Below are 25639 nucleotides of genomic sequence, written 5' to 3' on the forward strand. Positions count from 1 at the left end.
GAGCCCCCTCCGGGAGCGATCTTCCGCTACTTGTCCGACTGTCGGACAGGTCCACGAAAAGTGCGGCCGGAGGGCAGCCAGGACTTTCTCATCTCCTGGCTCAGTCCACGATCGCTCCGGCGGAGATGTTGACCTCGGTAGAGGTCAGAGTGCGGGCCAGATCGGAAGCCACGAAGGCCGCGACGTTGCCCACGTCGGCGAGCCTCGCCGCACGCTTCAGCAGGGTCTTCTGCTCGATGTCTGCGACGATGTCCTTCCACCCGGGGACCGTGTCGGGGATGGTCTCGGCGATTCCGCCCGTCTTCAGTGTCACCACGCGGATGCCGTGGGCGCCGAGCTCGCAGGCCCACTGCCGACGAAGGCCCTCGAGGGCGTCGAGAGCGATCTTGAATCCCCCCAGGCCGGGCAGTGTCTGCGGCCCCGAACCACCGAATGTGAGGATGACACCCGAGCCGCGCGCAATCATGTGCGGAGCAGCCGCCCTCGTCGTCACGAACTGTGTCCGCGCCGCGTTCGTGATCGGCTGCAGGAAGTCGTCGACCGAAAGCTTCATGAGCGGCTCCTGCACGTCGCCGTACCCGATGAGGTTGAACGAGATGTCGATGTGCCCGGCCTGCTCAACCACCGCATCAACGAACGCGCCGACGGCCTTCTCGTCGAGTGCGTCGACAATGGCAGTGTCCGCCTGTCCGCCACGAGAACGGATGTCGTCCGCGATCGAATCGAGCTTCGCCTTCGTGCGACCCGCGAGGAAGACCCTCGCCCCCTCGCGAGCGAAGGCGCGGGCCACGGCACCACCAATCGAGCCGCCCCCGCCATAGATGACGGCCACCTTGTTCTCCAGCAGCATCCTCGGTCCTCTCTTTCCGTAACGCCTGGGGTGCCACTTCCCTTCGGGCTGAATGCGGTTCAGGAGTCGAGCAGGGCCCGGCGGAGCTCCGAGTCTATCGCGGGCCCCAACGCGAAGAGACGCCCCTCCCACCGCTATCCCTGCTGCAGCTCCGCCTTCAAGACCTCGATGATGGCATCCAGCTCTCGTTGGATGACCTGCCCGATGGACTGGAGCCTGGTCGGCTCCCCCTCCTTCTCCGCCAGGAGCGTCTTGCCCTGCTTCAGCGCGGCCAGCAGCGCGTGGGCCTGCAGCAACTCCAGGGTCATCTTTCCCTTGTGGGCATGAAATGCGAACCGCTCCAGGTTGCCCGTATCGATCGCCTCCTGGAACTCATGCTTGTAGTTCTCACAGTTCTTGAGGGTGGTGGAGCACAGCTTGAGCATGGCCTTCCGATCCCCCGCGGTCAGCGACCGGAACTCCTCGAGGCTGAAACTCCGCGAAGGTGGGGCTGAGCCCAACTCCGCCTGCTCCTTCTCCCGCCCGGGGCGCTGCCCCGCGGAGGCGGGCACGGACCGGGAACCGTGCTCGGCGATCTTCGCGAAGAGCTCCTCCGGCTCGAAGGGCTTGCTGGCGAAGTCCGTGAAGCCCGCGTGCTCCAACTTGTCTTCCAGCCCGATCCGCGCGGAGGCGGACAAGGCGATGATGGGCAGCCGTCGGAACCTCTCCTCGGGAAGACTCCGGATCTTCCGGGTGGCGTCATACCCATCCAACACGGGCATCTGGAGATCCATCAGCACCAGGTCGTAATGGTTCGCCGTGACCTTCTCCACGGCGGCCTGCCCATTCTCCACCACATCGAACTCAACACCCCAGCTCCGCAGGAAGCGCTCGATCACGAAGACGTTGACGTCGTTATCCTCTGCGACCAGGACCCTGACGCCCTGGATGGCCTGCGCATCCCGTGTCCTCGGGCGATGCGACTCCCTGGCTTCCTGACCGAGCTTCAAGCGCAGATTGAAGGAGAACGATGAACCCACCCCCGGCTCGCTCTCCACCGACATCTTGCTGCCATGCAGATCCAACAACTTCCGGGTGATGGCGAGGCCCAGGCCGGTTCCTCCGTACTTCATGTTGATCTCATAGCTGGCCTGGGTGAACTCCTCGAAGATCGCGCCCAGACGGTCCTCGGCGATTCCAATGCCCGTATCGGTGACCCTGAACTCGAGGGAGGCCGCATCCGGGAACAACTCCAGGACCCGCAGCGCGACCGTGACGCTCCCGCGCTCGGTGAATTTGATGGCATTGCTCAACAGGTTCGTGAGGATCTGCCGGAGCTTGATCGGGTCGCCCACAAGGAGGATCGGCACCCGCTTGTCGACCTCGACCCGGACCCTCAAGCCCTTCTCCTCGGCCTTGATGCCGAGGCCATGGACGATGCTGTCGATCAACTGGCGGACCTCGAAGCTCCGCTCCTCCAGCGTCACCTTGCCCGCCTCGATCTTGCTGAAGTCGAGGACGTCGTTGAGCAGGCTCAGCAGATTCTCAGAGGAGAGCTTCAAGATGCGGACATACTCTTGTTGCTGGGGCGAGAGCTGGGCCTCCTGCAGGAGATTCGAGAGCCCGACGATGGCATTCATCGGAGTGCGAATCTCATGACTGATCATCGACAGGAAGTCCGCCTTCGCCTTCACGGCCTGTTCGGCCTTCTTCCTGGCCAGCAACAGCTCCTGCTCGTACTTCTTTCGGTCGGAGATGTTGAAGACGGTCGTCCGGTTTGAAAGAGGATTGCCGGCGGCGTCTCTTCTCTGTGTGGTGTTGATCAGGATCGGGATCTTCTGACGATCCTTGTGAACCAGCTCGAAGTTGATCTCATTGAGGAAACCCTGCATTCGCAGCAGGGGCGCGTAATGCGTCTCATGGAAGATCTTGCTTCCAATGGTCAGGAGATCCTGGAAGCGCTTGCCGGAGAGGAGCTCCTCCCGCTGGTAACCCGTCCACGTCAGGAAGGTCCGGTTGACCTTGATGATGGTTCCGTCCGGCAGCGTGGAAATGTAGCCACAAGGCGCGTTCTCATAGAGATCCTCCGCGCTGTCCCCGAGCAGCGCCTCATGTATCTCCCTCTCTGGCTGACCTCTCAAGATTCAACCGCCACTCACAAAAAGGTTTTCATTGCCGCGATGGTTTCTTCAGGCGCACTCAGGTTGGGGCAGTGCCCGGTGGCCTTCATCACCACCAATCGACTATTGGCCAGGGTCCGGTGCACGTATTCGCCTACGCACTCCGGAGCGATCACGTCCTGCGAGCACTGCAGGATCAGCGACGGAGTTTTCAGCTTCGGCAGGTCGGCCCGGTTGTCCGAGAGGAACGTCACGTGCGCGAAGTGCTTCGCGATCTCGGGATCGGTACGACAAAAGCTGTTGGTCAGCTCCGCCCCCAGCTCCGGGCGATCCGGATTGCCCATGATCACGGGCGCCATCGTGCTCGACCAGCCCAGGTAGTTGCTGTCCAGGGACTCCAGCAACTCCTCGATGTCCCCCCGGGAGAAGCCGCCCACGTAATCGTCGTGATTGATGTAGCAGGGGGAGGGTCCGATCAGGACCAGCTTCTCGAACCGGTCCGGCTCCTCGAGCGCGGCCAACACCCCGATCATGGCGCTCACCGAGTGACCGACAAAAACGACATCTTTCACACCCAGCTCGCGGCAGATCTCCAGCACATCCTCCGCATAGCCCTTGAGCGAGCTGTACTTGGTGCGGTTGTAGGCGGAGATTTCCGACTGCCCGTTCCCGACGTGGTCGAAAAGGACGATTTGATAATCATCCTGGAAGGCCGGCGTGATGAGCCGCCACATGTTCTGATCGCACCCATACCCATGGGCGAAGAGCATCGCCTTTTTACCGCGTCCCAGAACTTTTACATTATTCCGCTTGATGGCGTTCATGTTCACAAAACCTGAATGAATTCAACGAGCTACGCCAGCGACCAACCCACCATACCACTTCACGGCCGGGACGATGCGGGGCGCTCGCCTGGCCGCTCAAATATCTCCAGGGAGCTACACATAAGGGAACGTGCATTCTCCGGCTGCGGCCCGAATATTCGCCACAGACAATGCGGTGCCGTAGCCGCGTAGGGGTTCACACATAGTGCCCGCCCAGTAGCGACTTTCCGTGAGAGACAGAGCGGCTGAGTCGAGCTTTTGCGCCTTGAGTTCCACCGCGCGAGGTTCCTGCCAACGATCATTGACGGCAACGCGCCTCCGTGGATCTGAGGAAGCTCCAAAGAAGATCCAAGAGCGATAGACTCGCGCCCTCTACACGCACGACTCGAGACCCATGGAGCCCTACCTCTTCAAGCCGGGACGCATTCCGTTGCTCGTCAGCATGCCGCATGTGGGGACCTTGCTCCCGGACGGCCTGCACGAGCGGCTCACCGACGAGGCCCAGAGCCTTCCGGACACCGACTGGCACCTACCGCTCCTCTACAACTTCCTCGAGGAGGTGGGCGCCAGCGTGCTGGTGGCTCGCTACTCGCGCTACACCATCGACCTCAACCGTCCGCCGGATGACACGCCGCTCTACGCCACCGCGACGACCGGCCTCTTCCCCGAGACGCTCTTCGACGGGCGCCCGCTCTACCGTCACGGCCGTGCTCCCGAGCCCGCCGAGCGCAAGGCGCGCTTCGAGACCTACTGGCGCCCCTACCACGAGCGCCTCGAACAGACGCTGGCCGGCTTCCACGCGCAGCATGGAATCGCGGTGCTGCTCGATGCGCACTCCATCTGCTCCGTTGTCCCGAGGCTGTTCGAGGGGCGGTTGCCGGACCTCAACATCGGCACCGCGGATGGGCGGAGCCTCGCGCCGGAAGTCACCGAGCGGCTGGTGGCCACCTGCGCCTCGAGCAACTACTCGCACGTCCTCAACGGGCGCTTCAAGGGCGGCTACATCACCCGCTATTACGGGCGGCCCACCACCGGCTACCACGCCGTGCAGCTCGAGATGGCCCAGTGCAACTACATGGACGAGGACGCGCCCTTCACCTTCCGCGAGGATCGTGCGGAGGCCCTCCGGCCCACGCTCCGGCGCTTCGTCGAGGTGCTGGCCGACTTCGCCCGCTCCGGCGGCCTCTCCTGAGCACGAGGACCCTCCATGAGTCGTGAGATGAGCCTGTTCTGCCGCTCCGTGCTGCTGACGGACGGCTGGGCGGAGAATGTCCTGCTCCGGTTCGATGACCGGGGCTTCATTGTCGCAGTCGAGCGCGGGGCGAAGCCCGAGGGTGCACAGGCCTCGGGGCCGGTGGTGCCGGGGATGCCCAACCTGCACTCCCATGCCTTCCAGCGCGCGATGGCTGGGCTCGCCGAGCGAGCCGGCCGCACCGAGGACGACTTCTGGACGTGGCGGGACACGATGTACCGCTTCCTCGCCCGCTTCACCCCGGAGGGCCTGCAGGCGGTGGCCGCGCTCCTGTACCTGGAGATGCTGAAGGCCGGCTACACCTCCGTCGCCGAGTTCCACTACCTCCACCATGACCGGGCAGGGACACCGTATGCCGACCGAGCGGAGAACTCGCTCCGCATCGTGGCCGCCGCGCGCGAGACAGGCATCCGGCTGACGCACCTGCCCACGCTCTATGCCCACGGTGGCTTCGGCGGACGCGCTCCCACCGAGGGACAGAAGCGCTTCCTCCACACGGTGGAGGGGTTGCTCGGAGTTGTGGAGTCCGTGCGACAGGTGACGGCAGCGGAGCCCGCGGTGAGCGTGGGCCTGGCGCTGCACTCGTTGCGCGCGGTGACGCCCGAGGAGCTGCGCGAGGCCCTCGCCGGCATGAGCGCGCTGGACGCGCGGGCGCCGATCCACATCCACATCGCCGAGCAGGTGAAGGAGGTAGAGGACTGCCTGGCCTGGAGTGGTGAGCGCCCCGTGCAGTGGTTGCTGAATCACGTGCCGGTGGATGCGCGATGGTGCCTGGTGCACGCCACGCACCTCACGTCCGAGGAAGTGACCCGGCTGGCCGCCAGTGGCGCCGTGGCTGGCCTGTGCCCGACGACGGAGGCCAACCTGGGAGATGGCCTCTTCCCTGCCGTGGACTACCTGCGCCAGGAGGGCGTGTTCGGCGTCGGCTCGGACAGCCACATCAGCGTCAGCGCGCCGGAGGAGCTGCGCCTCTTGGAGTACGGCCAGCGGCTGGTGGCCCGGCGCCGCAATGTGCTGCGTGTGGGCTCGGAGGACTCGGTGGGCGCGGGCCTCTACCGTGCCGCGGTGGCTGGAGGAGCCCGAGCGCTGGGGCTGTCCGCTCCCGGGCTGGAGGTGGGCGCCCCGGCCGATCTCGTCGTCCTCGATGCGGAGCACCCCAAGCTCTACGGGCGCACGCGGGATGCGCTGCTCGACTCCTACCTCTTCGCCAGTGGGAGCGACTGCGTCCGCGACGTCATGGTGGCCGGGCGCTTCGTGGTACGCGAGCGGCACCATGAAGCGGAGGACGCCCTGCTGGCACGTTACCGGCGCGAGCTGGACCGACTGCTCGCGGAGGCCTGAGCTGGAAGGCTACTTCGCCTCGGGTTCCTGACGGCCATCGCGGAGGCGCTGGCCAGCACAGGTGCGAAGCTCACGAAAGACACGTGTCGCTGGTGATGAAAGGTAGGACGACGTGAGCCAAGTTGCGGGGATGAAGCCGCCTATGGGATAGGAACTGGCTCTTTGAGTTCAAACGGAGTGAAGTAATGCATTTCGAGCTGGCCTTCGTGCTGATCTTCTCCATCGCGACGGCGGTGGCGATCGCGGCGCGCTACTTCAAGTTCCCGTACACGGTGGCCCTGGTGGTGGCGGGGCTGGCGCTTGGCACGGCGCACGCTTTCGAGCCTCCCCACCTCACCAAGGAACTGCTCTTCGCCATCATCCTGCCGGGGCTGCTCTTCGAGGCGGCCTTCCAGGTGGAGTTCCGCAAGTTCTGGAAGAACAAGCTGGCCATCCACTCGCTGGCCATTCCGGGCGTCGCGGCGTCCGTCGGGGTCACCGCGCTCATCCTTTCGCCAGTGGTGGAGGGGTTGCGCTTCGTATCGGGCTTCGGCTTCATCCACGCGCTGGTGTTCGCCGCGGTCATCGTCTCCACGGATCCCATCGCCGTGGTGGGGCTCTTCAAGGCGCTGGGGGCGCCCAAGCGGCTGGCCATCCTCGTGGAGGGCGAGAGCCTGCTCAATGATGGGACGGCCGTGGTGCTCTTCACGCTCATCGTCGCGGCGGCCACCGGAGGCTCCTTCACCGTGGGCGGGGCGGTGCTGGAGTTCGTGAAGGTGGCCGGCATGGGCATGCTCGTCGGCGGGGCGGTGGGCTTCGCCGTCTCGCAGGTCATCCATCGTGTGGACGACGCGATGGTGGAAATCACCCTCACGGTCATCGCCGCGTATGGATCGTTCGTGGTGGCCGAGCATTTCCACTACTCGGGCGTCATCGCCACGGTGGTGGCGGGCATGCTGTGCGGCAACTGGGCGGCGCACGAGGGCATGAGCCCCACCACGCGGGTGGCGGTGGCGAGCTTCTGGGAGTACCTGGCCTTCGCGCTCAACTCGGTGGTGTTCCTGCTCATCGGCCTGGAGGTGAAGCTCGGCGCGCTGCTGGCCTCCTGGAAGCCGATTCTCGCGGCGTATGTGGCGGTGTTGGTGGGGCGCGCGCTGGTGGTGTACGGCGTGTCGGGCTTGTTGCGGTTCACGTCCGAGCGGATGCCCTGGAGCTGGACCGCGGTGCTCACCTGGAGCGGGCTGCGCGGGGCCATCTCCATGGTGCTCATCCTCGGCTTGCCGGCGGACTTCCCCCACCGCGAGCTGCTGGTGAACATGACGTTCGGCGTGGTGGTGCTCGCCATCATCTTCCAGGGACTCACCATGGCGCCGCTGCTGCGGTGGCTGGGCATCACCGGAATGAAGGATGCCTACCAGGAGCAGTACGAGCTGGCGCGGGGCCGGCTGGGGGCGATCCACGCGGCGCTGTCCGCGCTGGAGGGCATGCGCCGCACGCGGGAGATTCCCGCCGACGTGCTGGAGCAGCTCGAGCGGGACTACCAGGAGAAGGCGGCCGCCGCCGAGCGGGAGCTCTCCGAGCTCAAGCAGCAGTCCATGCGCTTCCACGAGGAGGAGCACCAGGAGGCAGTCCGGCGGGTGCTCATCGTGGAGAAGGAGTCACTCCTCAAGGCGTACCAGAAGGGGGCCATCGGCAAGGAGGCCTTCGAGCACCTGGTCGCGGACCTGGACGAGCGAATCGCCCAGGCGGACGCCGCCGGGAGTCACCTGCCCCCGGAGGAGGGCTCCTCCCCCACTCCGGGCGCGGTGGGCACCTGAGACAAGGGCCGTGGCTCCTACTTGCGCTGCCAGACCCGGACGTAGTCGACGTACATGTACATCGGGAAGTCCGCCGGGTTGGGCTCGGCATTGCCCGTGAACTGACCGCTCAGGGCCAGGTTCAGGATGATGTGGAACGGCTTCTGGAACTCCTCCTTGTTGCTCGCCGTGATGTCCACGGTGTGCACCGGCGAGGGGTTCGTCTCACGGTCGACGTACCAGCGAATCTGCGTGGGCTCCCACTCGATCGTGTACAGGTGGAACTGCGTGACGTTGCCCACGTAGATGTTGCCAGGCTGATCGTTGTTCATGCCGTTCGCCCACGGGTAGAGCCCGATGCGCGAGTCCCAGAACAGGTTCTGGTACGTGTTCGTCTCGCTGTTCTTGTGCTCCATGATGTCGATCTCACCGCAGCTGGACCAGTTGGACGCCATCACGTCGTAGTGGCTCATCGGCGCGGCGTAGTTCGTGGTCACGGTGTCGTCGCACGCCGTCCCCATCATCCAGAAGGCCGGCCAGGTGCCAATCGCGTTGGGCATCGCGATCCGCGCCTCAATGCGCCCATGCGTCCACGAGCGCTTGCCCTTGGTCGTGATGCGCCCCGAGCGCTGGTACCAGTTCCGGCCGGCGATCACCGTAGGCGTGGTGTGGTACTCGCCCTTGATGACGAGGTTGCCGTTCTGGACGTACGTGTTCTCCGGCCGGTACCACTCCCACTCCCCGTTGCCCCAACCCGAGAAGGCCCCCGCGCCCGGATTCCAGCCGTTGCCAACGTGGTAGCTCCAGTTGGCCGGATTGGGCTGGCCACTGCCCGAGAAGGTGTCTTCCCACACCACGGTCCAGGTGCCGGTAGGAGGGTTGGGGTTGGTGCCGGACATGGAGAACTGCGCCCACGCCGTGTCCGTCGCGCCGCCGGAGTAGCTGCCGATCGTGAAGAAGTAGCGCACCGTCGCGCCCGCCGGCACTCCCGTGACGTTGTAGATATGGTGGTTCGTTCCGCTGGTGATCATCCGGACGTTGAGCTGCGTCCCACCGTTGATCTGATAGTGCAGATCCGCCCACGGCGCGTCGCTCACGAAGAAGTGCACGCTGGTGGTGGAGGTGATCGTGTAACCCGACGTGGCCGCGGACGCGCCCGTCGCGAGCAGCACGGCGAACATCAGCACCATCCACCGCACTGCCAGAAGCCCCCTGGCTCCAGCCTTCATGGATTCACTGCTCCGCATCTGTCGCTCCTCACTTGGGGTAGGGAGGACCTGTCGCCTTCTGAGATTCCGACAAGTCCTTTCTCGAGCGTTAATCCAGGATGTCTGGGAATCGCAACGACAGCGCGACGGGCGTCTGATTGATTCGTCCTTTCTCAAACATTAAGGTGGTGCCGCGTTGTCCGAGGGGGCCCACAGTGAGTTCACGCACATCGGTTCGAGGAGCTGCTCCGACCCCTCGGAGGCCGCGCGTCCATGAGAATGGACGCCTTCCAGGAATCTCCTCATGCCCTTGATTCAACTCGCCCTGGCGCTCTCTCTAGGGAGCGTCGCACCTGCCGAACCACCCGCGGATGTGCCTGCCGCGCCCGTCACACAGGAGGCCGTGAGCAGTCCCGCAGCGAGCAGCACGGATCCCTTCGCCCCAACGCCGCAGCCCGAGGCGGTGGTTGAATCCCCTCCGCCCAGTGCACCCTCGGCTCCCAGTGCCGTCCGGCCGCACACGCGCTGGGGATTGATGCTCGACGGGGGCCTTCCCGATCTGGCGGGTGCCTCGGTGCTCTACCGCCCGTTGCCGTGGCTGAGGTTCAGCGGAGGCCTGGCGACGAACACGGCCGGCGTGGCGGTGCGCGCCGGCGTCGGCGTGGCCCTCTACTTCCCCATCACGCCCTCCCTGAATCTAGACGTCGGTCACTACTTCGGTGCCGACTACCGCCCGCTCTACCAGAGGCTCGGCGGCTCCAGCTCCGATGAGGGCATCGAGCTGCTGAAGGATCTCAGCTACGACTTCGCCTCCGCCACCGTCGGATTGGAGGTCGGCTCACCGCGCCACTTCGTCTTCTTCTTGCGCGCGGGCATCAGCTACTGGTCCTTCGACGCCCAGAACTCCGAGGCCTTTCTCCGGACCGTCTTCGATGATCCAGGGATCAGCGCGGATCCCGTCGGGCTGCGCTTCACCTCCCCCTCGGCGAAGCTGGGCTTCCTCATCTACTTCCGTTGATTCCAGAGACAGAGATCACCATGAGCCATTTTCGACGCGCCTTGCTGCTGCTGTCCCTGTCCGGAGTCCTCGGGGGCTGCGCGGACTTCTCCTTCAAGGACCTCTTCTTCGTGGAGCTGGAGGAGGAGCGGCTGTGCAAGCAATTGGAGGACATCGTGATGCCGGCGGCGCCGCCGGAGTCCTATGAGGTGAGCACGGTCCTCCCCTTCTCCTTCCCCGGCAGCATCGAGAGCGACACCGTGGGTTCGCTCTCCCTCCAGCTCACCGAGGTGACGCTGCAGACCGACGACAACTCCCGGTTCGAGACCATCGACGAGGCGATGCTGGCGATGCGGCCCGAGGGCGCCACCGATCTCTCTCGGGCCACCATGCTCCTCGCCTACAAGCGACAGCCGGGCGTTGGCCTCCAGGGCGCCCAGCTCCGGGGCGAGGAGGTGGACCTGACCCAGTTGAACAAGGACGGTCCGGTGGAGCTCTACCTCCAGGCCAAGGGAGCACTCCCCCACGAGGAGTGGACCCTGCGCGGGCAGGCCTGCATGGCCTTCAGGGTCCGGGTCAACTACCTCTACCTGTTCCTCCCTACCCCGTAACCTCGAAGGTCATGTCCGCCCGGCGCAGGCGCTCGACGAGCTTCATGCCCATGCTCGAGGCGGGGGTGAGGACTCCCCCCTCCTTGGGAATGTCGTCGAAGGCGAGGCACAGGGCGGACTCGGAGAGCATCCGCGACGTGGCCGCGTAGCCGGGGTCGCCCTTGCCGGCCACTCGCCCCTCCAGGCGCACGGGGCTTCCGGTCTTCGCGGACGTCCCCTCGCCCACCAGCTGGATCTCGAAGGAACCCCGCTCGCGCTGCTCGGCCGAGGGGCCCTCTCCGGGGGCGATGCGCTTCTCAATCAGGCGCCTCACCGGAGGAATACTCGCGGCCGCGAAGAGGCCACCGACGAGCCCCGCGGACATGCCGGCCGCGGCGAGCAGCCCCTTCACACCCGGCGCGAAGGTCGACGCCTCGGAGTAGAGGAAGTCCTGGCCCCAGGGGTAGCCGAGCAGCGCGTTGGAGCGCCGCACCACACGGGTGTTGACGGCCGCCATCACGAAGGGCCCCGTCCACCGCCCGAGCTCCGCGTCGTAGCGCACACCGAGCTGGTCGCGCTCCTCGGGACGGCCGCGCCGCGGCTCCGGGTCGAGCGCATGGGGATTGCCGAGCACGCGGCGCACGGAAGGGTCCGCGCGGGTCTCGTCCACGGCCTGCAGCATGCTCGCCACGGTGCCCCCGCTGACGCCGCCGCGAAGCTTCTTCACGAGGTAGCGCACGCGGTTGCAGTGCGAGCCATGGTGCTGCCGCATGTGCTCCTGGACGACGAGCACCCCCAGGTCCGAGGGGATGGAGTCGAAGCCACAGGTGTGGACGATGCGCGCGCCCGTCTCCCGGGCGCGGGCGTGGTGGGCGTCGATCGTCCGGCGCATCCACTGCACCTCGCCCGTCAGATCGCAGTAGTCCGTTCCGCTACGGGCACAGGCGGCCACCAGCTCGTCGCCATGACGCGCGTAGGGGCCCACGGTGGTGATGACCACACGCGTGCGGGCCACCATGGCATCCAGCGAGGCCGAGTCCTTCGCATCCCCGAGCACGAGGGGGAGCTCGGCACAGGCGGGGTGCTTCGTGGCGAGCGACGCGCGCACCTGCTCGAGTCGTGCGCGGTCACGGCCAGCGAGGGCCCAGCGCGCCCGGTGGGCGTCCTGGGTCTTCGCGAGGTACTCGGCGACGAGGCGACCGGTGAAGCCGGTGGCGCCCCACAAGATGATGTCGAATTCGACGTTCGAGGCCTTGGGCATAGGCCGCGGACATTACTTCGCCGAGGCGCAGTCTCAACGTGTCTCTGGCAACAGGGTGTAGTCCGGGAAGTTGCCAAAGAGACGTTCGCCAGGGGGCCCCTCGGTCACGGCCCGCACCAGGTAGGCGCCGCCCACGAAGCAGCCCTGCCACGACTGGCCGATGCCACCGAAGACCTCCTCGCGGTCGCCGCGGGAGCGGACGGTGTTGATGCCCACCTTGAAGGCGCGCAGCTCCGAGGCGACACGCTTGGCCGTCTCGGGCTCGTCACAGGCGATCGACGCCACGAGCGCGCCGTTGGAGACGTTCATCTCGGTGATGAGCTCCTCCTCCGTGTCCACGACGACGATGGAGTCCACCGGGCCGAATGGCTCGTTGTGGTAGAGGCGGCAGTTCCTCGGCACGTGGAGGAAGGCGCAGGGCCCGAGGTAGGCCGACACGTCCTGGCCCGGCAGGAACATGTCCGGCTCCAGCCGGCACTTGTACAGGGGGATGGCCCCCTTGGCCTCGGCCTCGCTCATCATGGCGTGCAGCTCCTCGACCTTCTGGCTGTTGATGAGCGGTCCGAAATCCACCGCGGGTGGCTTTGACTCCGGTGTCTCCCCGAGCAACGGGTGGCCCACCTTCAACGACGCGAGCACCGGCAGATACATCTCCAGGAAGCGAGGCACCAGGCTGCGCTCCACCACGAACCGCGGGTAGGCCGTGCAGCGCTGCTTGCCATACTCGAAGCCCTTCTTGAGTTGCTTCGCCAGCGAGTCCCAGTCACTAAAGCGCCAGATGCCGTAGGTGTTGACCCCCTCCATCTCCAGCATGTAGCGCTTCTTGCGATCATAGAGGCTCGAGGCGATGTCACGCCCGTTGGCCTTGCCGCCCACGAAGGACAAGCACGCGATGTGGGGATCTCTCACCAGGGCTTCGCTGAGCTTTCCTCCAGAGCCACTCACCAGCGACACCGGGAGCCCGCAGCGGCGAGCGAAGGCCATCGAGAGCGTGAGGGCCAAGAGGCCACCATCAGTGGGAGACTTGGCGATGACCGCGTTGCCGGCGAGCACATGCACCAGCATGGCGTGCACCAGCACCGACATCGGGTAGTTCCACGAAGCGATGTTGGAGATGAGCCCGAGCGGCTTACGGCCCTCCATCATCGAGTCGATGTTCTCCACGTACCACTTCACGCCGGAGATGCACCGCTCCACGCTGACCCGCGACTGAGGGACGGGCTTGCCAATCTCCCACGTGAGGAGCAGCGCGAGTAGCTCGTGGTTCTCACGAAGGAGCTCCAGGCAGGCGCTGACACGCTCCTTGCGCGTGTCGAGATCTACCCGAGCCCACTCCTCGGCCTCACTGGCCGCGGCGGCCACCGCGTACTGGGCGGTCGCCAGGTCGAGCATGGGCAGCGCGCCCAGTTGGCGACCATCCACCGGTGAGAGGTAGGGTTTTCCATGGCCCGGATTGCCCCACTCGCGAGCAATCAGGTTGAGCACCCTGCCCTGGCTGTCAAAAGCCTCAGGGGCGAGCGCACGTAAGCGAGACAGGAGATAGGACCACTCCGCAGAAGCAATCAGCACATGGGACACAGCACACCTCCAGGAGGCGAAGCCCTCGCAACGCAACGGAGGGCTTCACCTGCCAGTTCGACGACTTGCGTCAGAGGTGTGGGGCGTGTCCGCTCGTCGCAAGAAGCCCCGACGGAGGGGGCTGCCGAGAACCTCGCCCCTGGAGGTGGGCTGAACGCAGCAGTTCCAACACGCGGAGCGTTGTGAACCCGTGGATGTCCCCTATCCCAGAGGGAACTCGGTCAACTCCGCCCAACGTGCGAGCGTCAGCTCCGTGTAGAGCGATCGGTCCAGCCCGTAGGAGCCCAACGAGAAGCCATCGTTCCACTCGACCAGCGCTGTCTGGCCAGTCTCCAGCACACCGAAGTCGACTCCGTAGGCCGCGGTGCCCTCGCCGGCCTCCTCCAGCGCACGGACGGCCTGCTCCACCTGCGCCTCGTCCACGCGGATAGCTGGGTCCCCAGCGTAGTGACGGAGGCCCACAATGCGACCCCGGATGACGAACACCCGGTACTCGCTCTGCCACCGCACCACCTCCGAGCACAGGATGGGCGTGCTCAGCGAAGCCCGCTGGAGATAGATCAGATCTTCCTGCGTGCGGAAGACGTGACCCGTGAAGCGCTTCTTCCGCCCCTGGGGTTTGGCGAACACCGGTGGGCTCATGCCGTTCTCAATATCGGCCGTCAATTTCCTAAGGGTGCTCGTCCAGAGACGCCGGTGGAGGAATGGCTCGATGCTCCTGGGATAGTCGTTCGTTGGCGGCGGCTCGATGCCCAACTGCCCCAACGCCCCCAGCACGGTAGGCACGTCACCCGCGACCAGCGTCTCTCGATCCAACGGAAGCTGGCGTCGTTCGAGTCGCTTGGCGGTGAACAGCTCGGTGGAAAGGCCTCGCTCCTGGAGCCCTCCGAGCAAGTCCCGCATCTCGGGCTCCATCCGTCCGCTGCCCAGCTCCTGGATGAATGCGCGACGAATCATGGGGCTCGATATTGTAACAGGTGACCCGGCGCGCAGCCGCACCATGCACGCCGTGCATACCCTTCATACCCCTATTCGATTGGTGAAGCGCACGCAGCAGGGGCAGATTCACTCGCGTCAATTTCCCCGGAAGGAAGCGCGACATGCGTCCCATGACCTCCCTCTGTCTCTCTCTCTGCTTCTCCCTGCTCACCCTCGCCTGCGGCGACAAGGACGACGGGGGCGGAACCAACACGCCGCCCGTGACCTCGCCGGGCTCGTGGCGTGAGGTCGCTCCCATCGAGGGCGGCCCGCGCCAGGAGCACGGCGTCGCCGCGCTCGACGGCAAGATCTACGTCGTCGCCGGCGTCAATCCGGCGAACACGGCGCGCATCTCCGTCTACGATCCGCAGACCGATTCGTGGTCCCAGGCCGCACCGATTCCGATGCCGATGAACCACCCGAATGTCGCGGCGGCGGGAGGGAAGCTCTACGTCATCGGCGGCATGGTCAGCGACTTGCCCTGGTACGCCGTCGGCAACGTGTATGAGTACGATCCGCAGACGAACACATGGACGGAGCTCGCGCCCATGCCCGCGGGGACGGAGCGAGGAAGCGCGGCTGTGGGCGTGAGCGGCACGAAGATCTACCTCGCGGGCGGGCTGCGTTCACTCGCGCCCGACTTCCAGGACACGGTGGCGACGTTCTCGTCGTATGACGTCGTGACGGGCACGTGGGAGACCCTGCCGGATCTGCCCGAGCCGCGCGATCACGTCGGCGGCGCGGTCGTGGACGGCACGTTCTACGTGCTCGGCGGGCGAGCCAACGGCGTCGAGAACGTCAAGGGCACCGTCTTCGCTTACGACATCTCGGCGGGTACCTGGTCGGCGCGCGCGCCCCTGCCGACACCGCGCGGCGGCGTCGCAACGGCCTCGATTGGCAAGAAGATCTATGTCATCGGCGGTGAGGGCAACCCAGCACCGGGCTCCCAGGGCGTCTACGGCGACAACGAGGTCTATGACACCGAGACCAATACCTGGGCGGTACTCGCTCCGATGCTGACGCCGCGCCACGGTACCGGCGCAGCCGCGGTTGGCTCGACGGTCTACGTCCCGGGTGGCGCGTCGCAGACGCGGCTGGGACCCATCGTCTCCGTCGAGGCGTTCACTCCCTGAGCGGGCACTCGGCTCGGATGGGCGGCTCCCTCCAGGTTCCATGGGAGCCGCTGACGGCAAGCCCCTGAATTTCCTAATAAAACTCAAGGCAAAGCCCGCCCGGGAGCAGGCGTCCGGGCGGCCGGCGTGCAATGGCTCTGGTGGCGGCACGTACCCAGGGTGACACGAGGCCCCGCGCCTCTCATTCCCGAGGTCCGCCGACATGCAGCTCCGCTCCCTGCTCCTCCCCGCCCTCCTGCTGGTCTCCGCTCCCGTCCTCGCCCAGGACGCCGCCAAGGGAGGGCAGATCGACGTGCCTGACTTCCGCGGGGTGGCGGTGAGCCACGGCATCCACGCCGAGGTGAAGCCAGGTCCCAAGTCCGTGCGTCTGGAGGGCAGTGCGGACGACCTGTCCCGGGTGAAGCTCGAGGTGAAGGACGGCCTGCTGACGACGAAGGTGGAGAAGTCTTCGTTCTTCTCCAGGGGGCTCGGAAACGTACGCCTCTATGTCACCAACCCACGGGTGGAGAAGGTGACGGCGAGCGGCGGCTCCCACGTCAACGCCGAGGCCACCCGCGCGGAGAACTTCGAGGTGACAGCCAGCGGCGGCTCGCAGCTGCGCATCACCGACTTGGACTCGCGGAAGCTCGACGTGGAGGCCAGCGGCGGTTCCCAGTTGTCGCTCAAAGGCCGCACGGATGAGTTGGAAGTCTCCGCCAGCGGCGGTTCGGTCATCGAAGCGAACAAGGTCCAGGCCGGGTCGCTCGAGGTGGAGGCCAGCGGCGGCTCTGAGATCCAGGCCGCTCCCGAGCGGAGCATCGAGGGCGAGCTGTCCGGTGGCTCGCGGGTGAGGTCCTTCACGAAGCCCAAGCACGTCCAGGTGGACAGCTCCGGCGGCTCCGGGGTCGAGTACAAGTGAGCCCTCGGCACGCCGCCGAAGCGTTCATTCCTTGAGAGGACGTTGCGTCCTAGCGGCCCTTATAGGCGGGCTTGCGCTTCTCAGCGAAGGCCTTGAGTCCCTCCAGACGGTCCTCCGTGGCCAACACCTTCTCGTAGTGGCGCAGCTCCAGCGCGAGCGCCTCGTCCAGCTCCTTGGACATGCCCTCATCAATGGCGTGCTTCGCCGTCGCCACCGCGATGGGCGCGTTCTCCACGATGCTCTCCGCCATCGAATACGCCGTGTCCAGCAGGTGCCCCTCTGGCGCCAGCCGGTTCACCAGCCCGATGCTGAAGGCCTCCGCCGCGTTGATGCGCCGCCCGGTGAGGATCAGATCCTTCGCCCTCCCTGGCCCCACCAGCCGCGTCAGGCGCTGCGTCCCGCCTCCGCCGGGGATGATGCCCAGCTTCACCTCCGTGAGCCCCAGCTCGGCCGCCGGCGCCGCCACCCGCAGGTCACACGTGAGCGCCAGCTCCGTTCCGCCCCCAAATGCCGCCCCGTTGATCGCCGCGATGAACACACAGTCGCTCTTCTCGAGCGACCGCAGGGTGCGCCTCAGCCCGTCCAGGAAGGCCCGCACCTCGGGCTCGCTCATCGTGCTGCGCTCCTTGAGGTCCGCCCCCGCGCAGAACGCCTTGTCCCCTGCCCCGGTGATGATCACCGCCCGCGTCTCGTGACCGCGCGACACCCGGGCCACCATCTCCTCGAACTCCTTCAACATCGCCCGGCTGATGGCATTGCGCCGCCCCTCGCCGTCAATGGTCCAGATCTCGATGGGTCCTCGTGCGTCGACCTTGAACTCCGCCATGTACCCTCCCTTACCGGGCCCTACACCGGGCCACCAATCGACCCCCCAGCCTGCGGCGACTCCTCGGGCCTGACAAGGCGGAAACGGTTAGTGTTGTTGACGATGCGCACCGCTTGGAACCGCTCCCTCGCTCGTTGGGCTCCCTGGCTCCTCCCGGGCCTCGGGCTCGTCCTGCTTGTTGTCCCCCTCGTGGCGCTCGCGCGCGGCGGCGGGGGTGAGAACTACACCGCTCCCTCCCGTGACCGAGACTCTGGCGGGGATGGCGGTGGCAGCCTTCCCATCGAGCTCATCTACTGGCTGTTGCGGCTCACCTTCCACTATCCCCACATCATGCTCCCGCTCATCGGGCTCGGAGTGGCCGGCTGGTACTTCTACCAGCGCAACCTCCACCCCACCGGCGCGACCCAGCGGGCCATCCAGCAGCGCGAGGCCGAGCAGCGCACCACGGTCTCCGCCCAAGACATCCAGGGCTGGGTCAACGCACTGCGTCTCAAGGACCCCCAGTTCGAGCTCGTGCCGCTGATCGACAAGACGCGGCAGCTCTTCCTGGCGCTGCAGGACGCCTGGTTCCGTCGGGACATGTCCCCCGTGCGGCCCTTCCTCTCGGACGCCACCTACCAGCGCTTCGAGGTGCAGCTCCAGCTCATGAAGGATCAGGGCGTGCGCGACGCCATCACCGACATCCAGGTGCTGGACGTGCAGATCATCGGGCTCGACCAGAGCCAGTGGTTCGACACCCTCCACATGCGCGTGCGCGCCCAGATGCGCGACACCGACGTGGCCGCCTCTGCCTCCGACGCCGAGGCCATCGCCGCCGCGAAGCGCGCGCCGATGGAGGCCTTCACCGAGGTCTGGTCCTTCGTCCGCAAGCCCGGAGTCCAGACGCGAATCGGTGAGGACCTCTTCCAGGGCAAGTGCCCCCACTGCGGAGCCCCTTTCAAGGGCGGTGCCTCCAACCAGTGCGAGTACTGCAACGCCATCGTCAACTCGGGCAACTACGACTGGACGCTCTCGGAGATCACCCAGGGGATTGAGCACGTGCGCCACTACGCCCAGGTGGACAACCTGCGCGAGGCGCGCGAGGCCGATCCGGCCCTCAACCTGGAGATCCTCGAGGACCGCGCCTCGCTGCTGTTCTGGAAGTGGATTGACGCCCAGAGCCACAACACCACGCAGCGCTTGCACAAGGTGGCCGCGCCCCAGGCTATCGACGGGCTGGACGAGGAGCTCGGGGAGCTGCGCCAGCAGGGCCGGCGCAAGGTGTTCCTGGAGTGCGCCGTGGGCGGGGTCATCACCCGGGGCTTCGAGCTGAACCCGGATGGCTTCGACCGGGCCCACATCGAGGTGCGTTGGAGCGCCCGCATGGGCATTGGTCCGGCCAACGAGCGGCCTCCCTCCCTGCCGACCGTCCCGCAGCGCTGGGTCTTCACGCTGCTGCGCAAGCACGGCGCACAGACCAACACCGACAACGGCATGTCCACCAACCGGTGCCCCCAGTGCAACGCGCCCCTCACCGACTCGGCCGCGATCACCTGCGATTACTGCGGCACCGCGCTCGGCAGCGGCGAGCGGGACTGGGTGCTGGCCTCGGCGGATCCCTTCGAGTCCTGGAACGCTCGCGAGCAGCGGCGCTTCGATGTCGCCACGAGCCGACGCGGGAACGTGGTGCACAATCCGGTGCGCACGCCCGCGGTGGACGAGACGGCGTTCGTCCAAGAACAAGGGCCCGTGGATGACGTCATCACGGATCCCCAGGAGCGCCATCGCCTGCTCTACATGATGGCCGCGCTCGCCGCCTCCGATGGCGAGGTGGACCGCTCCGAGCGCAAGCTGCTCGAGCTGTGCGCGCGCCGCTGGAGCGTGCCTTGGAGCAACGTGGAGATGGCCCTCAACACGGGCCCTCAGCTCTTCACGAAGCTCATCCAGCGCCGCACGCCCGAGGCCGAGGTCTTCCTGCGCAACCTGGTCGAGATGGCGCTCGTGGACGGGCGGATCGACCGCAAGGAGCGGCGGATGCTCGAGTTCGCCGCCGGCCACCTGGACCTCACCGACAAGCTGCCGGAGCTGCTCCGCGAGCGGTAGCCAGCCCCGGCCGCTTGGCCTCTACACCACGACCTCGCGCTTGGGCAGGGCGACCGTCGACACCGGCCCCACCTCGTCGGAGTAGCAGAAGGCGAGGTACGCCAGCGTGAGCGGCAGCGTCAGGATGATGGCGAAGGCGGTGATTCCGGCCACTCCCGCGAGGACCGCCGGGATGAGCCAGTTGAGGAAGTACGCCGCCCAGTCGTTCCTGCGCCGGAAGATGCGGCCACTCTCGGCGATGGCGTCGAGCGTCTTGCGGCCGTCGGCGGCGAGCATCGGCGCGTGGAACCAGTAGAGAGAGAGGAGCACGCCCGGGATGACGAGGAGCATGTAGCCGATGGCGATGGGAATCCCCATGGCCAGGGTGAGCCCCCAGCTCTTCAGGAAGTTGCCCTGCCGCTCAAAGGTGGCCTGCCAGCGGACGGGGCGTCCGGTGCGAGCGGACTCGATCGTCTCCTGGAGCAGGTTGAGCGAGAACCAGGGTCCCGGGATGATGAAGAACCAACCCACGAGCGCCACCAGGCCCCCGAGCAGAAGTCCCCCCACGTTCGCCAGAAAGAAGTCCCAGCTCCGCTTGATGCGTTGATCAATGTGTGAGTCCATCATGGCGCTTGTTCCTCCAGGGGAAGAGGACGTCACCTCTTCCTTGGAGAGGAATGCATGACGGACGCGCTGTGACTCCCGCTCTGGAGAGGAGGCAACCAGGCCCCCGCCAGGCAGGTGGGGGTCAGAGCGAGCGACGGCGCCGCGAGGCCCAGACGGCCAGCAGCATCATCCCAGCCCAGAGCCCCACGCCCGAAGCGCTCGCGCACCCGCACCCCACGTCCAGTGCCATGGGGGGGAGCACTCTGTTCACGCTGTCGACCTCGAAGGTGTTGGGCGCGGAGACGGGGCTGCGGACGCCGAGCTGCTCCGCGGAGGCGCGCAGCTCGTGGACGCCCTGCGTGAGCGCCTTGGGGACGTCGTACGCGAAGTGGCCATTGTCCTCCGGCTCAAGCTGCGTCAGGAGCTTTCCATCGAGAAAGAGCTGGACCCGTTGGACGCCTGGCCTGGCATGACCCTCGATGCGGAGCTCCGGTGCCACCTGGGTGGCTCCATCCGCGGGATACGTCAGCGTGGGCGCGGCGGGCAGCCGGAAGGGAGAGGAGTCGATCTGCTCGGAGCCGCGCACCGTCCCGCCGTCTACGTCCTCGGGACCAGCCCCATGCGTGCCACCGTCCACCGCCGTTCGGCCAGCAGCCCCGGCACGCGCCTGGGGCGTGCACGCAATGGGCGAGCCCTGGAGGAACACCACGCCCCCGCCACCTCCACCTCCGGGTCCGACAGGAAAGTTCAACTCGCCCACGCTGCCTCCCGCGCCGCCCGAGGCTTCCAAAGAACCGCACTCCAGCCGCTGCGCGGTCCGGATGGAGATGGCCCCACCTGCCCCACCCCCTCCCGCGCCGTCGTCCCCGACCTTCTCCGGTGTGGTGGTTCCCATCGCACTGAAGCGTCCCTCCTGGCCTTGGACGTCCCCGGCACGGATGAGCATCAATCCGCCCCCGGTCCCGCCTCCCGTCCCTTCGTTGTTATTGCCCTCCCCCGCTCCACCGCCACCGCCAAAGACGAGGCGCTCATAAGGCAGGTACACCAGTGGCGCTCCGCCCAGGCCTCCCACGTCTCGCTCATCATCCTCGGGAGCGGTGCGCCCACCCGGGCCGCCCCTCCCGGCATGCCCTCCGCCTCCGCCGCCGGAGTTGTGGCAGATGCCCCCTCCACCGCCGTGGGTCAGGTTGCCTCGTCCGGAGGCCGAGCCCACGCTGCCAGCCACCAGGCCCTCTCCTTTGTAGGCGCCGCCCGCGTCCACCGGCTCATCCAGGCCCGTGCACTTAAAGAAGCTATCGTGAGAGAGGAAGGCACCGCCCCGAAAGCCCGCGCCATCCACGGTGATGAGGCCGTCATTGCGCAGGCTTCCGGTGACCATCACCGCGAGGATGCCGCCCACGCCTCCATCCCAGGGCTCGGCGCGCAGCGAGGCTCCCGATTGGACCTCCAGCGCCGTGTACTCGGGCACCTCCACCACCTGCGACAGGTTGGCTGCATAGCCATACAGCAGCGGCGCGGTGAGGCCGAGCACCCCCGCTGACACCGAGGCCACCCGCGCGTACTCGAAGCGGCCCACGGGTCCATCGCCGAGGTTGATGGGATTCTGATCTCCAGAGTCTGGCGCGGGCGACAGGCCCGTGGATTGGTGCAGGAGCACCAGGTCTCCAGCGGCGAACCCCGTGGAGTCCGAGACCGTCAGCGTACTCGAGCCCTCCGCTGCGTCAGCCATGAGCCGCGCATAGCGGTTGATGACGACCCCCGCGTCGCTGACGAGCAGATCACCGTCCTTGCCCGAACCCAGCTCGAAGGTGTCCGGTTCGGCCCACGAGCGACCCGCGACGAGCAACCCAATCAAGAAGAGGGCAATCCGCATGGAGCGGATGTTGCCATAGCGAGGCTCCCCTCTTTGGTGAGGAACTCGAGGCCGACGGATGATTCTACCCGGGTAATATTGACAGGAATTCTACCCGGGTGTTATTCCCTGAATCCTGCCCGGGTGAGGTCCCGGGTCTCACGAGGAGTCGGGTACGGTGTCGGAAAAGCAGAAGAATTACACGGGGTTCGCGGGGCACCAGCTCATCGGCTCGGGAGCGCTGGTGGACGTTGCCTTGAAGGCGAAGGAGCGGCTCGACAGGGGCGAGACTTCTCACATCCTCATCTTCGACGACGAGACCGGGGAGCCCATCCACCCGGACTTCCGAGGGACGCGGGAGCAGTTCCTGGAGAAGCTCGAGAAGAAGATGGCCCGGGCGGCGAGCGGGTCCGAGGAAGCGGAAGAGCCGCGAAAGTCCGGTCCAGGCCGGCCGAAGCTGGGGGTCGTCTCCCGGGAAGTGTCGCTGCTGCCGCGCCACTGGGAGTGGCTCAACGAGCAACCCGGTGGCGCGTCGGCGACCTTGCGCAAGCTCGTCGAGGAAGCGAAGCGCGCAAGCGTGGGGACGGATCGGGCGCGGCGCTCGTGGGACGCGGCCTACAAGTTCATGCAGGCCATGGCGGGAGACTTCCCCGGCTTCGAGGAAGCCTCGCGCGCCTTCTTCGCGAAGAGCCACGAGCGCTTCGATGAGCAAATCCAAGCCTGGCCGAAGGATGTGAGGAATCACCTCCGGAAGCTGGTGGCGATCGCCATCCGGGACGAGAAGGCTGCGAGTCAGCCCTGAACCGGGTCGTACCAGACGCGACGCAAGAGGTTTTCCTGGTGCAGGGGATCGAAGTCCTTGTCCGTGGTCAGTAACAAACCAGGGGTCGAAGTCACGAGAGTGCCTCGAGTGCGGTGACGAGTTCCTCCTCCGACTCATCACCCGGCCACCTGCCGTAGATGGCATTGAGCCCCGAGCGCTCGTCCTGGGAAACCCGCAGCGAGCGCGTGTCCAGGGGCGCCAGGAGCGGCTTCGGCAACCTGGACCACAGCGACGTCTGCTGCGGAGAGGACTCCTGCATCTGCTCCGCATCGATCCGCAACACCGAACCCGAAGGCCGGAACACGGCCATTCCCGAAACCACCACCGTGCGCCCGAAGAGCAACGCCATCTGAGTTGGATCCAGGCGCTCCGCGACACCCTTGAGCACAGCACCCGACTCCAGCACCAGGGTAAAGACACGATCACTGTGCCGGATGGTGTCGAGCTTGCCCGCGATACGAACGGCCTGGGGAGGACGTATCTGGCGGCGGAGCCGGACGACCCTCTCCACTCCTTCGGTGTTGATGGGAATGGTGCGGCCATTGACGATCTCGATGGCCTCCACCCCTTGATCGAAAAGCCTGGCGAACGTGCTGAACGTCTCGACGAGTCCCTCATCGAACTTGTCGCTGTCCGCGGCCCCGGCGAGCGCGTCCTCGAGCCCCGCCTCAAAGAGATCCACGGCCGTCTGATCCAGATCGAGCTCGAACAGAACATCGCTCGAACGCAGGTTCGCGGGGAGGGCTTGCCTCAACGGGCGCGACTCGACCCGGAATACCCCAGGCTCGGACTGGGGCTCGATGAGCAGGTCGAACTGCGCGGCGGAGCGCATCCACGCGGGCTGGGTTCCTCTCGCGGTGCTCCGTCCCTCGAGGTGGAATCGAAGAGCCCGCTGCGCACCCTCGACGAAGATGTGCAGCAGGTCATGGAAGAGCGGCGCTGAGATGCGCTCGGGATGGACAACCGGACCTCTCAGCTTGATTTCATGCCGCAGACTCACGGGTGCCCTCCTCGGCCGCTGCGCTTCTTCCTTAGGTGCTTCGGCTCCGCGCTGCCAGGGAGCAACTTTGGGGCCAGCCGATCGAACGACCGCTCGGCATGAAGGATAGCGCAAGAGGTCCAGGTGCTCTGGGCGATTTCTTACTCCTCGTTCCAGGTGTGCCCGTGGCGCGCGAGCAGTCGGCTTGCGGCCTCCGGGCCCCAACTCCCGGCGGCGTAGTTGGGCGCGGCGCCATCCTTGGACCACTCGTCCAGCACCGGCATGACCAGCTCCCAGGCCCGATCGACCATGTCCTCCCGCGTGTAGAGCGTGGAGACCCCGAGCATGCTGTCCAGCAGCAGCCGCTCGTAGGCCTCGGGCGGTGGGCCCTCTCGCATGGAGGAGTAGAAGTAGCTCATGTCCATGTCGCGCACCCGCACCGCGCGCCCAGGCGCCTTCATCGCCACTCGCAGCGTGACGCTCTCCTGCGGTTGGATCCGGATGATCAGCTGATTGGCGGACAGCCGCTCCCGCTGCTCCATGCCAAAGAGGTTTCCCCTCCCCTCCTTGAACTGCACCACCACCTCGGTGACGCGCTCCTTCATCCGCTTGCCGGAGCGCACGTAGAAGGGCACTCCAGCCCAACGCGCGTTGTCGAAGCGCATGGTGAGCATCGCGTAGGTCTCCACACCCGAGGTGGGCGAAACACCCGGCTCCTCGCGGTACCCGCATACGGGCGCGCCAGCGATGTGGCCCGGCCCGTACTGCCCGCGCACGCACTCGGCATGGATGCGCTCGGGAGTGAAGGGCCGTGCCGACTCCAGCACGCGGACCTTCTCATCACGCACCGCCTCGGGATCGAGGCTCGCGGGCGGCTCCATGGCGATCAGCGAGAGCACCTGGAAGGCATGGTTCTGGATCATGTCCCGCACCACCCCCGCCTGCTCGTAGTACCGACCCCGCCCCTCGACGCCCAGTGGCTCGGCGCACGTCACCTGAACGTGATCGATGTGCCGATGGTTCCACAGCGGCTCGAAGATGCCGTTGGCGAACCGGAGCACCATCAGGTTCTGCACCATCTCCTTCCCGAGATAGTGATCCATCCGGTAGATGCGCTGCTCGTCGAAGTGCCGGCGAATACGGGTGTTGAGCTCCCGCGCGCTGGAGAGATCCGTTCCGAAGGGCTTCTCGACGATGATGCGCGACCAGCCCTTCGCGTTGGACCGGGACAACCCTGCCTCGCCCAACCGCTCCACCACATCACCGAAGAACGTGGGTGACACCGAGAGATAGAAGAGACGATTGCCCCGCGTCCGGCGCTCCGCTTCCACCTGGCCGAGCAGCTCGCCCAGCCGCGCGTAGTCCCACGCCGAGGTGATGTCCATCGACATGTAGAACAGCCCCCGGGCGAACACGCTCCATGCCGCCTCGTCCACACCTCCGGCTCCGTGGGCCCGCTCGACCGCGGCGCGCATCCGCGTTCGGAATCCCTCGTTCCCCAGTTGGGAGAGAGAGACCCCGACAACGGTGAACTCCGCCGGGAGCTGTCCCTCTTGGAAGAGTCGGAAGAGCGCGGGGATGAGCTTGCGTGCCGCCAGGTCACCGGAGGCTCCGAAGAGGATCATCGTGCACGGCTCGGGGATCTCCCTGGCTCGCTCGCCGACTGTCTCGATCCCATCCCATACCTTCATCGCTGATTGCATCATCC

Annotated in this window: 21 protein-coding genes; 9 read left to right on the forward strand and 12 right to left on the reverse strand. The window is 66.4% G+C overall.

From position 1 onward, the window contains the following. Positions 1-100 precede the first annotated feature (100 nt). From F0U60_RS26745 to F0U60_RS26755, 3 genes are all read right to left on the reverse strand, one after another. Complete coding sequence (locus F0U60_RS26745; RefSeq protein ID WP_395825069.1) at positions 101-850, reverse strand: SDR family NAD(P)-dependent oxidoreductase; 750 nt, start codon at positions 848-850, stop codon at positions 101-103. Between the two features lie 134 nt (positions 851-984). Next, on the reverse strand, positions 985-2970 hold the full coding sequence (locus F0U60_RS26750) for an ATP-binding protein (protein WP_395825073.1): 1986 nt from the start codon (positions 2968-2970) through the stop codon (positions 985-987). Between the two features lie 14 nt (positions 2971-2984). Then, positions 2985-3773: an alpha/beta fold hydrolase gene (locus F0U60_RS26755; RefSeq protein ID WP_395825075.1), complete on the reverse strand. Its 789-nt coding sequence runs from the start codon at positions 3771-3773 to the stop codon at positions 2985-2987. A gap of 394 nt (positions 3774-4167) precedes the next feature. Between F0U60_RS26755 and hutG the strand changes: the two genes are divergently transcribed. The 3 genes from hutG (at position 4168) to F0U60_RS26770 (ending at position 8162) form a co-directional block, all read left to right on the forward strand. Beyond that, entirely contained in the window at positions 4168-4965 is a 798-nt protein-coding gene (gene hutG / locus F0U60_RS26760) for an N-formylglutamate deformylase (protein WP_395825078.1), read from the forward strand. 15 nt (positions 4966-4980) lie between these two features. Next, complete coding sequence (locus F0U60_RS26765) at positions 4981-6366, forward strand: formimidoylglutamate deiminase (RefSeq protein WP_395825081.1); 1386 nt, start codon at positions 4981-4983, stop codon at positions 6364-6366. Between the two features lie 185 nt (positions 6367-6551). Beyond that, entirely contained in the window at positions 6552-8162 is a 1611-nt protein-coding gene (locus tag F0U60_RS26770; RefSeq protein ID WP_395825084.1) for a Na+/H+ antiporter, read from the forward strand. Between the two features lie 17 nt (positions 8163-8179). Here the strand turns inward: F0U60_RS26770 and F0U60_RS26775 are convergent, their stop codons facing one another. Next, complete coding sequence (locus tag F0U60_RS26775) at positions 8180-9370, reverse strand: family 16 glycosylhydrolase (RefSeq protein ID WP_395825087.1); 1191 nt, start codon at positions 9368-9370, stop codon at positions 8180-8182. 283 nt (positions 9371-9653) lie between these two features. Here F0U60_RS26775 and F0U60_RS26780 point away from each other — a divergent pair, with 283 nt between their 5' ends. After that, positions 9654-10367, forward strand: a complete 714-nt coding sequence (locus F0U60_RS26780; protein WP_395825090.1) for an autotransporter outer membrane beta-barrel domain-containing protein — start codon at positions 9654-9656, stop codon at positions 10365-10367. Positions 10368-10387: 20 nt separating this feature from the next. Further along, positions 10388-10957 carry a hypothetical protein gene (locus tag F0U60_RS26785; protein WP_395825094.1) on the forward strand — a complete coding sequence of 190 codons (570 nt, stop codon included), beginning with the start codon at positions 10388-10390 and terminating at the stop codon, positions 10955-10957. Here F0U60_RS26785 and F0U60_RS26790 read toward each other — a convergent pair. From F0U60_RS26790 to F0U60_RS26800, 3 genes are all read right to left on the reverse strand, one after another. Next, the gene (locus tag F0U60_RS26790; RefSeq protein WP_395825098.1) at positions 10947-12197 is read right to left on the reverse strand and encodes a saccharopine dehydrogenase family protein; all 1251 of its coding nucleotides are present in this window, start codon (positions 12195-12197) and stop codon (positions 10947-10949) included. The genes F0U60_RS26785 and F0U60_RS26790 overlap by 11 nt on opposite strands. A 33-nt stretch (positions 12198-12230) precedes the next feature. Further along, complete coding sequence (locus F0U60_RS26795; RefSeq protein ID WP_395825101.1) at positions 12231-13775, reverse strand: aldehyde dehydrogenase family protein; 1545 nt, start codon at positions 13773-13775, stop codon at positions 12231-12233. A 201-nt stretch (positions 13776-13976) separates the two neighbouring features. After that, complete coding sequence (locus tag F0U60_RS26800; RefSeq protein ID WP_395825103.1) at positions 13977-14732, reverse strand: ATP-grasp domain-containing protein; 756 nt, start codon at positions 14730-14732, stop codon at positions 13977-13979. 143 nt (positions 14733-14875) lie between these two features. Here F0U60_RS26800 and F0U60_RS26805 point away from each other — a divergent pair, with 143 nt between their 5' ends. Next, positions 14876-15886 carry a Kelch repeat-containing protein gene (locus F0U60_RS26805; protein WP_395825106.1) on the forward strand — a complete coding sequence of 337 codons (1011 nt, stop codon included), beginning with the start codon at positions 14876-14878 and terminating at the stop codon, positions 15884-15886. A 202-nt stretch (positions 15887-16088) separates the two neighbouring features. Next, positions 16089-16784, forward strand: a complete 696-nt coding sequence (locus F0U60_RS26810; protein ID WP_395825109.1) for a head GIN domain-containing protein — start codon at positions 16089-16091, stop codon at positions 16782-16784. Positions 16785-16833: 49 nt separating this feature from the next. Here F0U60_RS26810 and F0U60_RS26815 read toward each other — a convergent pair whose 3' ends face one another. Then, on the reverse strand, positions 16834-17610 hold the full coding sequence (locus F0U60_RS26815) for an enoyl-CoA hydratase-related protein (RefSeq protein WP_395825112.1): 777 nt from the start codon (positions 17608-17610) through the stop codon (positions 16834-16836). Between the two features lie 102 nt (positions 17611-17712). Between F0U60_RS26815 and F0U60_RS26820 the strand changes: the two genes are divergently transcribed. Beyond that, complete coding sequence (locus F0U60_RS26820) at positions 17713-19692, forward strand: TIM44-like domain-containing protein (RefSeq protein ID WP_395825115.1); 1980 nt, start codon at positions 17713-17715, stop codon at positions 19690-19692. Between the two features lie 21 nt (positions 19693-19713). Here F0U60_RS26820 and F0U60_RS26825 read toward each other — a convergent pair whose 3' ends face one another. Beyond that, the gene (locus tag F0U60_RS26825; protein WP_395803569.1) at positions 19714-20298 is read right to left on the reverse strand and encodes a hypothetical protein; all 585 of its coding nucleotides are present in this window, start codon (positions 20296-20298) and stop codon (positions 19714-19716) included. Between the two features lie 121 nt (positions 20299-20419). Further along, on the reverse strand, positions 20420-22150 hold the full coding sequence (gene agmC / locus F0U60_RS26830) for an adventurous gliding motility protein AgmC (RefSeq protein ID WP_395803571.1): 1731 nt from the start codon (positions 22148-22150) through the stop codon (positions 20420-20422). Between the two features lie 157 nt (positions 22151-22307). Here agmC and F0U60_RS26835 point away from each other — a divergent pair, with 157 nt between their 5' ends. Further along, complete coding sequence (locus tag F0U60_RS26835) at positions 22308-22931, forward strand: DUF2239 family protein (protein ID WP_395803573.1); 624 nt, start codon at positions 22308-22310, stop codon at positions 22929-22931. Positions 22932-23022: 91 nt separating this feature from the next. Here F0U60_RS26835 and F0U60_RS26840 read toward each other — a convergent pair whose 3' ends face one another. Next, entirely contained in the window at positions 23023-23952 is a 930-nt protein-coding gene (locus tag F0U60_RS26840; RefSeq protein WP_395803575.1) for a hypothetical protein, read from the reverse strand. Between the two features lie 140 nt (positions 23953-24092). Continuing rightward, entirely contained in the window at positions 24093-25637 is a 1545-nt protein-coding gene (zwf, locus tag F0U60_RS26845) for a glucose-6-phosphate dehydrogenase (RefSeq protein WP_395803577.1), read from the reverse strand. Positions 25638-25639: the final 2 nt, after the last annotated feature.

It is taken from the genome of Archangium minus, assembly GCF_044360475.1.
In the GTDB taxonomy this organism is placed as follows: domain Bacteria; phylum Myxococcota; class Myxococcia; order Myxococcales; family Myxococcaceae; genus Archangium; species Archangium minus.

Coding starts and splice junctions, on each gene's coding strand:
- F0U60_RS26745 (WP_395825069.1), bottom strand. CDS start 850: ATGCTGCTGGAGAACAAGGTGGCCGTCATCTATGGCGGGGGCGGCTCG.
- F0U60_RS26755 (WP_395825075.1), bottom strand. CDS start 3,773: ATGAACGCCATCAAGCGGAATAATGTAAAAGTTCTGGGACGCGGTAAA.
- hutG (WP_395825078.1), top strand. CDS start 4,168: ATGGAGCCCTACCTCTTCAAGCCGGGACGCATTCCGTTGCTCGTCAGC.
- F0U60_RS26765 (WP_395825081.1), top strand. CDS start 4,981: ATGAGTCGTGAGATGAGCCTGTTCTGCCGCTCCGTGCTGCTGACGGAC.
- F0U60_RS26770 (WP_395825084.1), top strand. CDS start 6,552: ATGCATTTCGAGCTGGCCTTCGTGCTGATCTTCTCCATCGCGACGGCG.
- F0U60_RS26775 (WP_395825087.1), bottom strand. CDS start 9,370: ATGAAGGCTGGAGCCAGGGGGCTTCTGGCAGTGCGGTGGATGGTGCTG.
- F0U60_RS26780 (WP_395825090.1), top strand. CDS start 9,654: ATGCCCTTGATTCAACTCGCCCTGGCGCTCTCTCTAGGGAGCGTCGCA.
- F0U60_RS26785 (WP_395825094.1), top strand. CDS start 10,388: ATGAGCCATTTTCGACGCGCCTTGCTGCTGCTGTCCCTGTCCGGAGTC.
- F0U60_RS26790 (WP_395825098.1), bottom strand. CDS start 12,197: ATGCCCAAGGCCTCGAACGTCGAATTCGACATCATCTTGTGGGGCGCC.
- F0U60_RS26800 (WP_395825103.1), bottom strand. CDS start 14,732: ATGATTCGTCGCGCATTCATCCAGGAGCTGGGCAGCGGACGGATGGAG.
- F0U60_RS26805 (WP_395825106.1), top strand. CDS start 14,876: ATGCGTCCCATGACCTCCCTCTGTCTCTCTCTCTGCTTCTCCCTGCTC.
- F0U60_RS26810 (WP_395825109.1), top strand. CDS start 16,089: ATGCAGCTCCGCTCCCTGCTCCTCCCCGCCCTCCTGCTGGTCTCCGCT.
- F0U60_RS26815 (WP_395825112.1), bottom strand. CDS start 17,610: ATGGCGGAGTTCAAGGTCGACGCACGAGGACCCATCGAGATCTGGACC.
- F0U60_RS26820 (WP_395825115.1), top strand. CDS start 17,713: ATGCGCACCGCTTGGAACCGCTCCCTCGCTCGTTGGGCTCCCTGGCTC.
- F0U60_RS26825 (WP_395803569.1), bottom strand. CDS start 20,298: ATGATGGACTCACACATTGATCAACGCATCAAGCGGAGCTGGGACTTC.
- agmC (WP_395803571.1), bottom strand. CDS start 22,150: ATGCGGATTGCCCTCTTCTTGATTGGGTTGCTCGTCGCGGGTCGCTCG.
- zwf (WP_395803577.1), bottom strand. CDS start 25,637: ATGATGCAATCAGCGATGAAGGTATGGGATGGGATCGAGACAGTCGGC.